The organism is Alcanivorax sp. REN37 (genome assembly GCF_041102775.1).
Classification (GTDB): Bacteria; Pseudomonadota; Gammaproteobacteria; order Pseudomonadales; family Alcanivoracaceae; genus Isoalcanivorax; species Isoalcanivorax beigongshangi.
In genome coordinates this window covers 667865-683090 of the sequence record NZ_JBGCUO010000001.1, presented here as the reverse complement: position 1 = coordinate 683090, position 15226 = coordinate 667865, and the positions used below count along the sequence as shown (strand labels likewise).

The window sequence follows — 15226 nt, the reverse complement described above, 5'->3', positions numbered from 1 at the left end:
TCCTCAGCGGCTTTGGTACTGCACGCTCAGGAACGCATAGCGGCCGGCATTGATATAGCCGCGCGCCAGTTCGTACTGTTTGTCGAACAGGTTTTCCACCGACAGCCGCGCGGTCCAACGCGGATGGAAGGCCCAACTGGCGCGCAGGTCCAGTTGACCATAGCCGGCCAGACGCTGGCTGTTGGCGGCGTTTTCGAAGCGGTGAGACTGCGCCAGCGCCGACGCCCCCACCCCGAACGCACCAAACTGGCGGTCCACATCGACACGCATGCCGTCGCGGGCACGGCGCGGCAGCCAGTTGTCTGTTCTGGCGTCACGGGCATCGGTAAAGGTGGCAGCCAATTGCAGCTGCCAGCCGGCCAGCACGGTACCGGACTGCAGCTCGGCGCCACGGATGCGTGCTTTATCAACGTTCATCGGCACCCACACCGGGCTGCCCGGCGCGCTGGGTGCCCAGGCAATCAGGTCATCCACGTCCATCTGGTACAGCGCCGCATCCCAGAACCAGTGATCGTACTGGGCGCGCAGACCCAGCTCCACGGTTGCCGAGGTTTCCGGGTTCACGTCCGGGTTGCCGCTGCCGGGGTAGTACAGGTCGTTGAAGGTGGGCGCGCGAAACGCGGTGGCGTAGGAGGCGCGGGCACGGTGCACGCCGTCGATGTCGAGCCCCAACGCCACACCACCGGTGACCTTGGTGCCGAACGCTTCGTTGTCATCCCAACGCAGGTTGGCCTGCACCGTGGTATCGCCATAGCCCAGGGTCAGCTGGCCGAACACGCCGACGTTGTCGCGGCTGCGCTCGTCGTAGCTGTTGAGGCTGGTGACGCGGTCTTCCAAGTAGTCCGCACCGACTACCAAGTAATGACGCTCGCCTAGCAGCACGGTGTTGTCGAGGCGGGCGCTGCGGGTACGGGTATCAAAGTAACCGGGGTAGTTGTCCACCGCTTCGGTATCGTCGCGCGCTTCAGACAGCTGCACGCTGGTGCGCCAGTGCTGATTTACCGGTACATCCAGTTTCACGCCGGCGGTCTGGTTGAGGAATTCTTGGTAGCCGCCCTCGTAGTGGGTGCGGCCGTTGCTGCGCAGCAGCACCGTGCTCAGCTCAACGCCGTTGTCGAACTGATGGCCAACGCTGGCGAGTGCCGAGGTGTTGCGGTACGGCTTGTCCTCACCACCGCGCACCACCGGCGCGCCGTCGGTGGCGAAGTGATTGACCGACAGGCTGTAGCGGGTGTTGCCTTCGCTGCCGGAGACGCCGACGCCGGCTTCGCGGCTGTCGAACTCACCGCCGCCGAGGCGCAGCCAATGGCGGTCTTCGCCATCGTTGTCGCGGGTGAACACTTGCACCACGCCGCCCACCGCATCGGCGCCATAGAGGCTGCCACGGCTGCCGCGCACGATCTCAGCGCGTTGCAGCATCGGTGTCGGCAGGTGCTGCCAGGACGGGGTGCCGGAAGTGGCCGAGCGCAGGCGGATGCCATCCACCAGCAGCACCGTGGAGCTGCTGCTGGTGCCGCGGGTGAACACACTGGTGGTCTTGCCGAAGGCGCCATTGCTGACCACGTCGATGCCGGGTTGGCCGCGCATCAGCTCGGTGAAATCGCGCGGCTGGCGGCGCTCGATCGCATCACGGTCGATCACGGTGACAGCGGACAGACTCTCATCAACGGTCTGTGCCATCAGCGCCGGCGTGACCACCAGCGGGTTGAGCAGCCGACTGTCATCGTCTTCGCTGTCCGCGTGGGCGGTAGCCGCCAGCAGCGCAGTGCCAATGGCCAGGGAAAGCGTGTGCAGGGCAAAACGTGGAGCGGTACCGGCCACCCGCCGGCGTGCTGGAGTGTTCAAGGTCGTGTCCCCTAGGAGCGATAGCGGGCAGACGCTCGCGGCAAGGGGTCACGACAGCTGGCAGTGGCCGGCCGCGCCCCGACCTTGCCCGCCGCAATGTCTGGTCCAATAGCGTCAGGCCGGTCTCCGGGCTGATGAGTTGCGGCAGTACCGCGGCATCGGCCGCCTTCCCATGTCGTTGACACAGTGGCATAGGGCCGGTGCACTCAATCACCGTTGCGGGGGCAGCGTCGGATTAGCGCTAGCGCGCACCAACTTCCCGTTTCACCCCGCCGCTGCACGGCGGGACACCTGAGGCGGGGCGAAACTAGCAAGGGTAACGGGGGCGGTCAATGTCAGGCGCTGATGGCGCTACAGACGCGTGGTCTGGCCGCTCAGCGGATCGTGCGCAGCGCCTGCGCCAGTCGCTGCCACTGGCCGGCGTCGGCCGGCGGCAGGCCGAACCGCAGGGCCGCCTGGCCACCGTTCTCGGCGGCGTCCCAATGGCGCACCAGAATGCCCTGGCGCGCCAGCTCATCGGCCACGAACACCGCCGCCGGGTGCGGCACATAACAAAATAGCGGCGTGCTGCCGGCCACCGTCAGCCCAGCCTGTTCCAGCAGATGCACCAGCCGCGCTTGCGCCCGCTGCAGGTTGCGCGCGGTCTGCACCTGCCAGGTGCGGTCCGCCACCGCCTGCCGCACCAGACTGCGTGCCGGGCCGCTGACCGCCCAGGGGCCAAGCTCGGCTGCCAGTGCCGCGCCCAGTGCGCGATCCGTCAGTGCCAGACCGCTGCGCAGTCCGGCCAGCCCGAAGAACTTGCCCAACGAACGCAGCACCACCAGCCCCGGCGCGCCGCTCGCACCGGCTAAGCTTTGCGGGGCAGCAATCGGGTCCATGAAGGCTTCATCCACCACCAGCCAACCGCCACGGGTAGCCAGTTGCTGGTGCCAGCTGCGCAGCTGCGCCGCCGGCCACAGCGCACCGGTGGGATTGTTCGGTTGCACCAACACCAGCACATCCAGCTGCGGCAAGGCGATGTCGACCTCCACCGCGCTGTTCAGCTCTACCACCTCATGGCCGGCGCTACGCCAGCGATGAGCATGCTCGGCATAGCCGGGCACCGGCACGCCGACCCGGGCCGCCGCACGCAGCCGTGGCAGCAGCTGAATCGCGGCCTGACTGCCCGGCAGCGGCACGCAATAGGCATCGGCTGGCGCCCCGGCCCAGTCCGCCAGCACCGCATCGAGGCCATCGTTCATGTCCGGCAACCGTTGCCAGACCTCCGCCGCCAACGCCGGCACCGGCCACCCTTCCGGGTTAATGCCGGTGGAAAGATCGAGCCACTTATGCAGCGGGATGCGGTAATGCGCCGCCGCAGCCGCTAATTGTCCACCGTGACGCAACCCCGTCATCGCACTGCTCCTGCCAACCACCACAGCAACGCCCACAACCAAGCGCCACGCTGCACTAATGTCATCGCCGCCGCCAGCGTAGCCGCCTGCGGTGCCGGGCCGGCGCCCAGCAACGGGCGTTCACTGACGCGACCGTGGTATTGCGCAGGGCCACCGAGCGTCACGCCCAGTGCCGCCGCGCCAGCCGCCATCACCGGACCGGCGTTGGGACTGCCCCAAACCCGGCCCTGCTGCTGCCAGCAGCGCCACACCTGTGGCCGGTTCCCCGCCGGGGCCAGCAACCAATAGGTGGCGGCGGTGAGACGCGCTGGCAGCCAGCCGAGCACGTCATCCAGCCGCGCTGCGGCCCAACCGAAATCGACAAAGCGTTGATTGCGGTAACCCCACATCGCATCCAACGTATTCACCAACCGATGCAGCAGTACCCCGGGCAGCCCCGCCAGTGCAAACCAGAACAGGCTGGCGAACACCGCATCGGCGCCGTTTTCCAGCACCGATTCGGTGGCCGCGCGAGCGATACCGGTTTGGTCCAGGGTACTGCAATCACGGCTGACCACCTGTGCCACCGCCACGCGGGCGGCGGGCAGGTCGGCGGCCGCCAGCGGCTCAGCGATGGCGCGGGCGTGATCACCGAGGCTACGCAGCCCCAGCGCCGCATACAGGCCCGCTAACGACAACAGCGCGGCCGCCCAGCCCGGCAACGCGTGCAGCAGCCACACCGACAGCCACAGTAGCGGCACCACTGCCAACAGCAACGCCAGCACGCCGGCAGCGCGGCCGGCCACATCGGAGCGCGTCACCGACGGTGGGTTGAGCCGCTGCTCAAGCCACTGCGCCCAATGGCCAAAATACACCAGCGGATGGTGGCGGCGCGGCTCGCCCAACAGACGGTCGGCGGCTAGACCGAGCAGCAATGACAGCCCCGGCGCCGCCATCAGCAGCGCTCCGGGGTTGCCTTGACAGTGTCAGGAGCGGCGCACAGGATGCCCGGCGCTGCATCGGTTCGGCGATGCCCTGTCATGGTGATTCAATGTCCTCTGCATTCTGGCAACTGGCGCCAACGGCGCCGGATGCGGCGGTGGCCGCGCAGGCCCGCCACCATCAAACCCAATTGACCAAGCCCCCCGGTGCACTGGGGCAACTGGAAGCGCTGGCGATCACGCTGGCCGCGCAACAGGGTCGCGTGTTCCCGCAACTGCAGCGGCCCTGGATCACCGTGTTTGCCGGCGATCACGGCGTCTGTGAGGAAGGGGTGTCCGCCTTTCCGCAGGCGGTGACGGCGCAGATGGTAGCCAATTTTGCCGCCGGCGGCGCGGCCATCAACGTGCTGGCACAGCAACTGGATGCCACGCTGGAAGTGGTCAACCTCGGCACTGTAGCGCCGCTACCGCCGCTGGCCGGTGTGCGTGATGCAGCGATCATGCCCGGCACCGCCAACCTGTGCCGCACGCCGGCCATGACCACAGCTCAATGCACCGCCGCACTGGCCGAAGGTGATGCCGCGGCGGCGCGCGCCGCTGACGCCGGCAGCGACCTGTTTATCGGCGGCGAGATGGGCATCGGCAATACCACCGCCGCTGCTGCACTGGCCAGCGCACTGCTCGCCTGCGACCCGGCAGCACTGGCTGGCCCCGGCACCGGACTGGCGCCCGCCGGCGTGCAACATAAAGTGCAGGTGCTGCGCGCTGCGCTGGCCCGCCACGGCACGGACAGCGAGCCGCTGGCAGCGCTGGCCTCACTGGGCGGCTTGGAGCTGGCCGGCATGGCCGGCGCTTTCATCGGTGCTGCTCAGCGCGGCATCCCAGTGCTAGTGGACGGCTTCATCGCCACCGCTGCCGCGCTCGCCGCCTGTCGCCTGCAGCCCGCACTGCGACCGTGGCTGCACTTCGGTCACCGCTCCGGCGAACCCGGCCACAGCCGCTTGCTCAGCGCATTGGACGCCAGCCCGTTGCTGGATCTCGGACTGCGTCTTGGCGAAGGCAGCGGCGCCGCTGCCGCGGTGCCGTTATTGAAACTGGCCTGCGCGCTGCACCGCGACATGGCCACCTTTGCCGACGCCGGCATCAGCGGCGCCTGATCTGACGGAGAGCACCATGGAACCCCTGCCGACCCTGTTTGACCTGCTGCGCCACGGCGAGCCACAAGGTGGCACCAAGTACCGGGGCCATCTGGACGATCCGCTGTCCGCCACCGGTTGGGCGCAGATGCGCGCGGCGGTGCAGGCGGATGAGCCGTGGCAGCGCATTGTCAGCTCGCCGCTGCAACGCTGTCAGGCGTTCGCGCGCGAACTGGCGGACGCGCGCGGCCTGCCGCTGGAGATCGAGCCGGCATTTATGGAAATCAGCTTCGGCGACTGGGAAGGGCTGACGCTGGAGCAGGTACAGGCGCGCGACCCCGAGCGGCTGCAGGCGTTCTGGCGCGGGGAGGCCGACCCGCCCGGCGGCGAACCGCTGGCCGACTTCGTCGCCCGCCTCCGTGGCGCTTGGCAGCACTGGCGCGAGCGCTGCCAAGGCGAGCACGTGTTGCTGGTGTGCCACGGCGGTGTGATTCGCGTGCTGCTGGCAGACGTGCTGGGGCTGGAAGTCGGCCATGCACTGGCCCGCATCCAGGTGGATTTCGCCTGTCGCTCGCGGGTGCGCCTCGACGGTCCGCTCAGCAGCCTGCTGGCCCACGGCTATCGGAGCACGCCGCCGTGAGCGCGGCCCCGCTGCGCGTCGCGCTGCAATTTCTCACTCGGCTGCCGGTGTCAGCACCGGCGCCAGACGCGGCGCTGGCCGGCCGCGCCATGCTGTGCTGGCCATTGGCCGGCGCGCTGATCGGCGCCCTGTTGGCGCTGTTGGGCGTGGCGCTGGGCTATCTGGGCATGGCCGCATTGCCGCTGGCGGTGGTGCTGGTGATCGCCTGGGTGGCGGTCACCGGCGGCCTGCATTTGGACGGTCTGGCTGACAGCGCCGACGGCTGGATAGGCGGCCAAGGCGATCGCGACCGCACGCTGGAGATCATGCGCGACCCGCGCAGTGGCCCGATGGGCGTCACCGCGTTGGTGCTGGTACTGCTGGCCAAGGTGGCGGCGCTGGCGGTGCTGTGGCGGTTGGGCAACGCCATCCCAGCGCTGATTGCCGCCGCCCTGCTCGGCCGCGCCAGTTGCCTGGCCCTGTATCTATCACTGCCTTATGCGCGCACCGAGGGGATCGGCCGTTCCGCGGCGGACAATCTGTCACCGCCGGCGGCATGGACGGCGCTGGGGCTGGCTTGGCTGGCGGCGGCATTGCTCGCACCGCTGGCCGCACTGGCGGCAGCGATGTGGGTGCTGTGGGTGCGGCGGGCACTGCAGCGGCGGCTGGGTGGATTTACCGGCGACACCGCGGGCGCGTTGGTGGAAACCGTGGAAGTGGTGGTGTTATTGACCGCAGGGCTGGCATTCTGAGGCGCTCACCACTTTGGCGTTACACACCGCCGATGGATTAATCCGGAAACTGGCATGCGCAAAATACTTGTCCTGACGTTGGCCAGCTTGGCCCTGCCCAGCGTTGCCGCCAGCAGTGAGATCGACTGCAACGATCCGCTCAACACCGTGGAAATCAATCACTGTGCCCAGCGTGAAGTGGACGCCGCCCAGGCCGAGCTGACCAAGTACTTCCAAGCCAGCCTCGACCAACACGCCGATGATCCAACGTTGATCACCGCACTGCGCACTGCCCAGCACGCTTGGGAGGCGTTTGCCGCCGCCCATTGCGATGCCATTTATACCCAGTGGCGCGGCGGCACCATTCGCGCACTGATGGCACTGTCCTGCCGGGAGCAGCTGACCCGGGCCCGCACTCACCAGCTGTGGCAGGCGTTCTTGGCCGACATGGATGGCAACGCGGACCTGCCAGAGCCACCACAACCGAAACAGCCGTAGCAGCGCCAGCGGTTGGCGGGCAGCGCGACCGCGGGTGATCACCGCACGTTGCCGCTACGCAGACCCCCCGGGTGGTGGGCGGGCCGAGCGCACTCACCCGCCAACCTGCCAAACTTATCGCGGCCGCTGCACCAACAACGCCACCACGCCGGCAATACCGAGCATCCAGCAGTAATGAATCGCCCCCATCAGCGCCAACGGCGACAGCCCGGCGATGGAGCACGCCAGCAGCACTTGGGCGCCATAGGGAATCAGGCCCTGCACCACGCAGGAAAAGAGATCCAGCATGCTCGCCGCCCGGCGTGGGCTGACGCGATATTCTTCGGCGATTTCCTTGGCCATGCTGCCGCACACCACAATCGCCACAGTGTTGTTGGCGACGAACAGGTTCGACACCACCACCAGCGCAGCAATACCGGCTTCGCCGACGCGGGCGCCGGCGCGCTGCCAGCGGCGAGTAGTGGCCTGAATGCGGTCGATCAGCCAGCGGGTACCGCCCTGATCGTGCAGTAGTTGCGACAGGCCACCGATCAGCATCGACAACAGCATGATCTCGAACATGCTTTCAAAGCCGCTGTAGATGGCGCCGCTCAACGCGGCGATGCCGTAACCGCTGTCCGCCAGCCCAACGCCGCCGGCCAGCACGATGCCGATCATCAGCACCACCAGCACATGCAGCCCGCTCAGCGCCAGCAGGAACACCGCCACATAGGGCAACACCTTCCAGCCGTCCACCGGCGCGCTGGCCACCGGATGGGTGCCGCCGCCGAGGGCGGCCAGCAATACCACCGTGACCACTGCTGCCGGCAGTGCGATCCACAGATTGACGCGAAACTTGTCTCGCAGCGCTGCGCCTTGGCTGCGGGTGGCAGCGATGGTGGTGTCCGAGATCATCGACAGGTTGTCACCGAACATGGCACCGCCCACTACCGCCCCAATCGCCAGCGGCAACGACAACCCGGTGGCGCCGGCAAAGCCCACCGCAATCGGCGCAGCGGCGGCGATGGTGCCCATGGAGGTACCCATGGCGGTGGCGATGAAGGCGGTGATGATGAACAGCGCCGGCAATACCGCGCTGGCCGGCATCAGCGACAGCCCCATCTGCACCGTGGCGTCGACACTGCCGATGCTCTGCGTCACGCTGGCGAACGCGCCGGCCAGCAGAAACACCAGGCACATCAGCATGATGTTGGGATGGCCAACGCCAAGCAGCAGCCGATCGACACTGCGCGACAGCGGCCGCCCCGCCATCGCCAGTGCCAGCACGATGGCCACCATCGCCACCACCGGCGCTTTGATCTGGTAGAACGCGTAATCGACGCCAGTGGCGCTGAAGTACAGGCCACTGCCGAGGAACAGCACGAGGAAGCTCAACAACGGCAGCAACGCGGCGGCCCGTGGCGTCGGGGCGTGGTCGGAATTCATCACGAGGCGGCACCTGCCGCGAGGGTTGGGTGGGTCACGGGGTTGATCCTGGGTCAGGCTGAAAACAGAGGGCTGCAGTGTGCGGGTTGGCGCGGGCCAGCGCCAATGCTGCAGCGCCGACACACCGCTGGCGTTCAGCGACGGCGCGGGACGCCGGCGGCAAAGACGGAGGCAGAAGCGGTGGCGACGCCGCCACCGTACGCTGCCGCGGACGCAGGCGGGATGTCACAGCGGCGCGCCTTTCAACACCCACGGCAGCCCGGCCACGCTCATCAACACGCGGTCACAGCGCTCGGCCAGTGCTTGGTTGAGCCAGCCGAGTTCATCACAGAAACGGCGGCTGAGCGGGTCCATCGCCACCAACCCAAGCCCCACTTCATTGCTGACGATCACCAGTGCGCCGGGGTAATCAGCAACCGCCTGCAGCCACGCCGCACGCTGTTCGGCAAACGCCTGCTCGCCGGCATGCAGCAAGTTGGACACCCACAGGCTCATGCAATCAATCAGCAGACAGGGCGCGGCGCTCGCATGTTGGGCCAGCACCTGGCCCAGCGCCAGCGGCTCTTCCACCAGCCCCCAGGCGGCCGGTCGGCGGGCGCGGTGCTGGTCGATGCGAGCCTGCATTTCGCCATCGCCGGCGCCGGCGGTGGCCACATATATCACTGCCGATTGCGCCGCCGCGCACTGCTCTGCCAGCGCGCTCTTGCCGGAGCGGATGCCGCCCAATACCAGCGTCTTGCTCATCAGCTTTGGTCTCCGTCCGAAAACGGGCATGCTGCGCCATGGCCGCTGTGGATGCCAGCCGGGTTGCGGTCCAGCGGCGTAATCACTACTTTAGACATCCCTAAAACACGCCGGGCTGACCGGCCCCGGTCGAGAACGCCATGTCCGTTTCTGTCTCTGCTCGCCGCAACCTGCAATGGCTGGTGGCCGCCCAGGCCCTGGGCGGCGCTGCACCGCCGATCATCATTTCGCTCGGCGGCATCGTCGGCCAACAGCTCACCGATGACCCGACGCTGTCGACATTGCCGGTCAGCCTTTACAACCTCGGCTTGGCGCTGTCGACCTTGCCCGCAGCATGGCTGATGCGTCGCCTCGGCCGTCGACCGGCTTATTTACTCGGCGCGCTGCTGGCAGTGCTGTCGGGGATTCTTGCGGCATTGGCGATCCGCCACGGCCAGTTTGTCACCTTCTGTATTGCCACCGCCGTAGCCGGCTTCTACGGCGCCTGCGTGCAAAGCTATCGCTTCGCAGCCTCTGACTTGGTGCCGCCGGCGGAGCGGCCACGGGCTATTTCGCTGATTATGATCGGCGGTTTGGCGGCCGCCATCATCGGCCCGCAAGTGGTGATCTGGACCCGTGACAGCTGGGCCGGCGTGCCGTTCGCCGGCAGTTTCATTGGCCAAGCCGCGCTGGCGTTGTTAGCCATTCCACTATTGATGGCGCTGCGCATCCCGCGCGCCGCCTCGGTGATCGTCAGCGACGGCGACCCCGGCCGGCCACTGGCGGCACTGTTCACCGACCGCCGCTTCGTGGTGGCGGTGATCGCCGGCATCGTCTCCTATGGTCTGATGGCGTTCATCATGACCGCCGCGCCGATGGCGATGGTGGGCCTGGAGCACTCGGTGGACCATGCCGCGCTCGGCATCCAATGGCATGTGCTGGCGATGTTTGCGCCGAGTTTCCTCACCGGACGTCTGGTCAGTCGTTTCGGCGCCCACGCCATTACTGCGCTGGGGCTGCTGTTGATCGCGCTGTCCGGCGGCGCCGCGCTGGCGGGGCTGACCGTAGGCCACTTCTGGGCGTCGCTGATCCTGCTCGGTATCGGTTGGAACTTCGGTTTCATCGGCGCCACCACGCTGGTGACGGCGGTCTACACCGACGCCGAGCGCGCGCGGGTGCAGGCGCTCAATGACTTCCTCGTGTTCGGCACCGTGGCGATCGCCTCGTTCGGCGCCGGCCACCTGCTGCACAGCGTCGGTTGGCAGATGCTGAATCTGGCGATGCAGCCGTTAATCGCCGTGGTGTTAGTGTTGTTGTGGGTGGATGCGCGCAAAGGCTGATGCCACTCAGGGCGCTAGCGTCAGCAACAGGTCGTCCACCCACAGCGGCGGAGCCAGGCCGCAGCGGTGCGCGCTCACCGCTCGGGCGAAAACCGAAAGCGTGGTACAGCGCCCGCGCTGCGTGGTTACCGCCACTAACGCTCAGCCGCATTTGCCGCACGCCCTGAGCCCGCGCCCAGTCAGCGGCAGCATTCAATAGCTGGCGCCCGTACCCCTGTCCGCGCGCCTCCGGAGCCACCCACATTTGATTGAGGTCGGCGTACGCTTGCGTCGTTTGTTTGCACCAAACCACGCCACACGGCCTGCCCTCAGGTGCGGCAAACAGCAGACAGTGCTGGTCTGAGCTCACGGCGCTGAGGAAGCGCTCACGCCACACCGCTTCCGGGCGGGCGGCCTCTTCTGCATAGGTGCTGCCAAAGGCATCCGGGGCGTCTCACAACGCGGCCAGCCGCAATGCCCGCCCGATAGCGGCGCCATTCATGGGCCTGTGCCGGCCGCACCGTCATCAACGCGGCACCGCCTTGGCAACCGCCCCGCGGGCTTTCGCTGCCACCGCCTTCACCCGTCACTGGCGGGCAACTGCCAGCCACTGCGCGCCGCCCATTCCTCGGCGCCCGCCATAAGGATGTCGAACACAGGGTCTTTGATGTCGTAGTAGAAGTCTTCGTCCTGCGGGTCGCGCGCAATCAATCGCTGCTTGATCAAACCGTATGCCTGCGCCGCCACGGGATGGCTGCGCAGGTAGTCGCGACACAGCAACGCGTAGCGCTGGTTGCGGGCGCCGGCCACGCGCACATGCAGATTGACCCGTGGTTGCAGGGATTTGAAAAACCGCTTGGCGGCATCGGCATCGGTCCACTCCGCAGCCGGCGGTTTGTGATCCGCCAGCCCAGTGCGCTCAATCAGTCCCAGCCCTGCCAGTGCCGCCGCGGGCATGGCAGCCAACGCCGCGACGCTGACCTGTACATCCAGCACCGGCTTGGCCACCAACCCCGGCACCGCGGTGGAGCCGATATGATGGATCGCCACAACATCCGGCCAGAGCGCGCGCAACGCGCGAGCCAGTTCGGCAAAACGCTGCCCCGCATCGGGGTCCGGGACGGCCATCACCATGCTCTCCATCTGCATTTCCTGTCAGTACAAATCGATAGCGCAGTGTGGCACAGCGCGGTGCCATGGAAACAGACGCCATCCAGCCTGCTCCTGTTGCCGCTGACGCCGCCAAAGGCCGAGGCCCACGCCGCAGGCTTGCTAAACTGTGCGGCGGCAGCGGCCACTCCGCTGTCCGGCGCGCCACGGTGGCGCCCGGCACCACTGGCAAAGGATATTCCGATGACCCACCTGCTGCGCCCCGCCTGGCTGGCGGTGGCCTTGACGCTGCCGCTGAGTGCGGCAGCCGATGCCGAACGCGGATTCGCAGCGCTGGCGTACCCGAGCGGCGGCGAAACCCTGTATTGCCAAACCCCGTTTGCCGCTGGCGATCGCATCAGCGTCGAACGCATCTACCCGGAACGGACGCTGCTACAGCACTTTGGTTGCAGCAATGCGCTGGCCTGCCGCCAGCACGCCGACTACCTCGCTGCGCGCGACGATCCGCACCAAATGTTCCCCTCCGAACGACGCATGGACCTGCTGCGCCGCGATACCCTGTTTGGCGAACTGCGCCAGGGCGAACGTGGCGAGTGCGGTGTGGCGGCGGTGTTCCAGACCTTTGACCCGCCGCCCCATGCCCGCGGCGACGTGGCCCGGGCCATGCTTTACATGCACACCGAACGCGGCGTACCGCTGGTGGGGCCGCTGGAAATGTACCAACGTTGGAGCTTGGCCGATCCACCGGATGAGGCCGAACGCGCCCGCCATCAGCGCATCGCTGACGCCACCGGCCGGCGCAATCCGTATATCGATGCACCACAACGGGTGCAGCAGGTGAGCTTGCCGGGCGGGCTGCGCTGACAGCATTTAGCGCTCGGCAGGCCGCTACCGGCGGTTCACACTACCGTATTTCCCCCAACACCGGAGCGCGTCCATGACGCCGGACACTGCAACACTGATGGCGCACTACAACCACCACATGAACATCCGCCTGTACCAAGCCGCCGGACGTTTGCCCACGCTGGAACTGCACCGCAACCGGGGAGCTTTTTTCGGCTCGCTGTTCAGCACCCTCAACCACATTGCGGTGGGTGACAGTGTCTGGCTGCACCGTTTTGCCGCACACCCACAGGCCGGCGCGCTGCGCGCGGCCTTAGCCGAGGTGCCGCATCCGACGTCACTGCAACAGCCTCTGGCCGACTCCCTGCCCGCCCTGCACAGGTACCGCGAGCGACTAGACCGGCTGATCGTTGACTGGGCTGACACCCTCACCGAGGCCCAACTGACCGCACCGCTGAGCTACCGCAATATGGCCGGCCAGCCGCAGTGCAAACGCTTCGCCCATCTGGTGCAGCACTTCTTCAATCACCAAACCCACCACCGGGGCCAAGCCAGCACCTTGCTGTACCAAGCCGGTGAGGACGTGGGCGTCACCGACTTGGTGGCCGTGGTGCCAGACCTGCTGCCGTCGTGATCAACCGGTTGCCACGACTCCGTGGTGCACTGGCGCTGTGGACGTCTCAAGCACAAGCCGCTGTCGAACGCTCACGGGCTTCACTGCGTTGACCTTCGTCGCTCTGAAACGCATAAAAAAGCCCCGCTGCGTCACCACAGCGGGGCTTTTTGCTTGGTACCGGATTGCGATCAGAACTGATCGGCATCCAGCTCCATCATGGTGGCGCTGCCGGCCTTCATCTGCGTCAGCAGACTCTGGGCGCGCGGCAACAGGCGCTCGAAGAAGTAGCGCCCCACCACCTGTTTGTTGGCACCGAAGCTGTCACCCCGGCCATCGGCCGCCACCATCATGCGCGCCCACAGCCAGGCGTAGGTGACGTAACCGAAGATGTCCAAGTACTCCACCGCCAGCGCGTTGACCGCATTCGGGTCGCGGCCCGCTTGGTCCATCAGCGTGCCGGTGGCTTCCGCCAGCAGCGCCAGTGCCGCGTCCAGCTCAGCACGGACCGAGGCCAGGACGGCGTTATCGCCTTCTTGTTCCAGCCACAGACGCACTTCAGACAGGAACGCCTGCACTGACTTGCCCTGATTGCGAGTCACTTTACGGCCGGCCAAGTCCAGCGCCTGAATGCCGTTGGTACCTTCGTAGATCTGCGCGATGCGCGCATCACGCACCAGTTGCTCCATGCCCCACTCGCGAATGAAGCCATGGCCGCCGAATACTTGTTGGCCGGTGATGCAGTTGTCGAGGCCCCGGTCGGTAAAGAACGCTTTGGCCACCGGCGTCAGCAGCGCCACGCGGTCTTCAGCGGCGGCGCGCTGGGCGTCGTCTTCGGAGTACTTGGCCAGATCCAGCTGCATGCCGAGGTAGGCAGACAGCGCGCGACCGGCTTCGTTGAGCGCACGCATGTTCATCAGCATGCGGCGAACATCGCCGTGGACAATGATCGGGTCGGCGTTGCCGTTGGGGTTTTGCACGCCGGTGGCGCTGCGGCCCTGCAACCGTTCGCGGGCGTATTCCACCGCGCTCTGGTAGCTGGTTTCACCGAGGCCGAGGCCCTGCAGGCCGATCGACACCCGCTCGTAGTTCATCATGGTGAACATGCAGGCGAGGCCTTGGTTTTCTTCACCCACCAGCCAGCCTTTGGCGCTGTCGAAGTTCATCACACAGGTGGCGGAGCCTTTGATGCCCATTTTGTGTTCGATGGAGCCGCAGGCAACGCCATTGCGCTCACCGAGGGAGCCGTCTTCGTTGACGAAGAACTTCGGCACCAGGAACAGCGAGATGCCCTTGCTGCCGGACGGCGCGCCGGGCAGCTTGGCCAGCACCAGGTGGACGATGTTGCTGACCAGATCGTGCTCACCACCGGTGATGAAGATCTTGGTGCCGCTGATAGCAAAGGAGCCATCGCCGTTCGGCTCCGCTTTGGTGCGGATGATGCCCAGATCGGTGCCACTGTGCGGCTCGGTCAGGCACATGGTGCCAGACCACTCGCCAGCGTAGATGTTCGGCAGGTAGGTCTGCTTGAGCTCTTCGGTGGCGTGGGCATCGAGGCACAGGCTGGCGCCGTTGGACAGCAGCGAGTACAGCGCCAGCGAGGTGTTGGCGCTGTGCATCATCTCCTCGAACAGCACCGCCAGCATCTTCGGCATGCCTTGGCCGCCGTACTGCGGGTTACCGGACAGTGCGGTCCAACCGTTTTCCGCCATGGTACGGAACGCCTGCTTGAAGCCGGCCGGCGCGGTGACCTCGCCGTCCTGCCACTGGCAGCCTTCTTCGTCGCCGCTGCGGTTGATCGGCAGCATCACGCCTTCCACCATTTTGCCGGCTTCTTCCAGCACGGCATCGGCCAGGTCGCGGGTCACTTCAGCGGTGGCCGGCATGCTGGCCCACACTTGTTCGGCAGCAAAGACGTCGTTGAGGACGAAACGCATATCGTCGAGGGGAGCTTTATAAACAGCCATGGAAGTCTCCTGGCAAAGGGCCCGGCAGCCGGGCCATGCAACGAATGTGAATGAATCAAAAACAACAATGCCCACCGGTGGCG

The 15226-nt window shown here is 66.8% G+C and carries 14 protein-coding genes, 1 pseudogene and 1 riboswitch; of the genes and pseudogenes, 7 read left to right on the top strand and 8 right to left on the bottom strand.

The window, feature by feature from the left end:
• Positions 1 to 3 precede the first annotated feature (3 nt).
• The 3 genes from AB5I84_RS03030 to cbiB form a co-directional block, all read right to left on the bottom strand.
• Complete coding sequence (locus tag AB5I84_RS03030; protein WP_369454358.1) at positions 4 to 1845, bottom strand: TonB-dependent receptor domain-containing protein; 1842 nt, start codon at positions 1843 to 1845, stop codon at positions 4 to 6.
• A 100-nt stretch (positions 1846 to 1945) separates the two neighbouring features.
• Positions 1946 to 2155, bottom strand: a riboswitch (cobalamin riboswitch).
• Between the two features lie 64 nt (positions 2156 to 2219).
• Positions 2220 to 3239 (bottom strand): threonine-phosphate decarboxylase CobD, encoded by a 1020-nt coding sequence (gene cobD / locus AB5I84_RS03025; RefSeq protein ID WP_369454356.1) that lies wholly within the window; start codon positions 3237 to 3239, stop codon positions 2220 to 2222.
• Positions 3236 to 4174, bottom strand: coding sequence for an adenosylcobinamide-phosphate synthase CbiB (gene cbiB / locus AB5I84_RS03020; protein WP_369454355.1), 939 nt, complete (start codon positions 4172 to 4174; stop codon positions 3236 to 3238). The genes cobD and cbiB overlap by 4 nt, the downstream gene beginning before the upstream one ends.
• A gap of 95 nt (positions 4175 to 4269) precedes the next feature.
• Between cbiB and cobT the strand changes: the two genes are divergently transcribed.
• From cobT to AB5I84_RS03000, 4 genes are read left to right on the top strand one after another with little or no spacing between them, the layout of a single operon-like run.
• Positions 4270 to 5316, top strand: coding sequence for a nicotinate-nucleotide--dimethylbenzimidazole phosphoribosyltransferase (cobT, locus tag AB5I84_RS03015; RefSeq protein ID WP_369454353.1), 1047 nt, complete (start codon positions 4270 to 4272; stop codon positions 5314 to 5316).
• Positions 5317 to 5332: 16 nt separating this feature from the next.
• The gene (locus AB5I84_RS03010) at positions 5333 to 5935 is read left to right on the top strand and encodes a histidine phosphatase family protein (RefSeq protein ID WP_369454352.1); all 603 of its coding nucleotides are present in this window, start codon (positions 5333 to 5335) and stop codon (positions 5933 to 5935) included.
• A complete protein-coding gene (gene cobS / locus AB5I84_RS03005; protein WP_369454350.1) occupies positions 5932 to 6666 on the top strand; it encodes an adenosylcobinamide-GDP ribazoletransferase in 735 nt (244 codons plus the stop codon). The genes AB5I84_RS03010 and cobS overlap by 4 nt, the downstream gene beginning before the upstream one ends.
• A 54-nt stretch (positions 6667 to 6720) precedes the next feature.
• Positions 6721 to 7143 (top strand): lysozyme inhibitor LprI family protein, encoded by a 423-nt coding sequence (locus AB5I84_RS03000; RefSeq protein WP_369454349.1) that lies wholly within the window; start codon positions 6721 to 6723, stop codon positions 7141 to 7143.
• Between the two features lie 114 nt (positions 7144 to 7257).
• Here the strand turns inward: AB5I84_RS03000 and AB5I84_RS02995 are convergent, their stop codons facing one another.
• Entirely contained in the window at positions 7258 to 8568 is a 1311-nt protein-coding gene (locus AB5I84_RS02995) for a Na+/H+ antiporter NhaC family protein (protein ID WP_369456054.1), read from the bottom strand.
• A 225-nt stretch (positions 8569 to 8793) separates the two neighbouring features.
• Complete coding sequence (cobU, locus tag AB5I84_RS02990) at positions 8794 to 9312, bottom strand: bifunctional adenosylcobinamide kinase/adenosylcobinamide-phosphate guanylyltransferase (RefSeq protein WP_369454348.1); 519 nt, start codon at positions 9310 to 9312, stop codon at positions 8794 to 8796.
• A 140-nt stretch (positions 9313 to 9452) separates the two neighbouring features.
• Between cobU and AB5I84_RS02985 the strand changes: the two genes are divergently transcribed.
• Complete coding sequence (locus tag AB5I84_RS02985) at positions 9453 to 10631, top strand: MFS transporter (RefSeq protein WP_369454347.1); 1179 nt, start codon at positions 9453 to 9455, stop codon at positions 10629 to 10631.
• Between the two features lie 85 nt (positions 10632 to 10716).
• Here the strand turns inward: AB5I84_RS02985 and AB5I84_RS02980 are convergent.
• Together AB5I84_RS02980 and AB5I84_RS02975 are read right to left on the bottom strand one after the other, a co-directional pair.
• Positions 10717 to 11007 (bottom strand): annotated as a pseudogene (locus tag AB5I84_RS02980) (GNAT family N-acetyltransferase); the annotation flags it as partial.
• 182 nt (positions 11008 to 11189) lie between these two features.
• A complete protein-coding gene (locus AB5I84_RS02975; protein WP_369454346.1) occupies positions 11190 to 11744 on the bottom strand; it encodes a GrpB family protein in 555 nt (184 codons plus the stop codon).
• Between the two features lie 219 nt (positions 11745 to 11963).
• Between AB5I84_RS02975 and AB5I84_RS02970 the strand changes: the two genes are divergently transcribed.
• Both AB5I84_RS02970 and AB5I84_RS02965 read left to right on the top strand, forming a co-directional pair.
• Positions 11964 to 12584: an endonuclease gene (locus AB5I84_RS02970; protein ID WP_369454344.1), complete on the top strand. Its 621-nt coding sequence runs from the start codon at positions 11964 to 11966 to the stop codon at positions 12582 to 12584.
• A gap of 73 nt (positions 12585 to 12657) precedes the next feature.
• Positions 12658 to 13197, top strand: a complete 540-nt coding sequence (locus AB5I84_RS02965) for a DinB family protein (RefSeq protein WP_369454343.1) — start codon at positions 12658 to 12660, stop codon at positions 13195 to 13197.
• Positions 13198 to 13367: 170 nt separating this feature from the next.
• Here AB5I84_RS02965 and AB5I84_RS02960 read toward each other — a convergent pair whose 3' ends face one another.
• A complete protein-coding gene (locus AB5I84_RS02960; RefSeq protein WP_369454342.1) occupies positions 13368 to 15143 on the bottom strand; it encodes an acyl-CoA dehydrogenase C-terminal domain-containing protein in 1776 nt (591 codons plus the stop codon).
• Between the last annotated feature and the right edge of the window lie 83 nt (positions 15144 to 15226).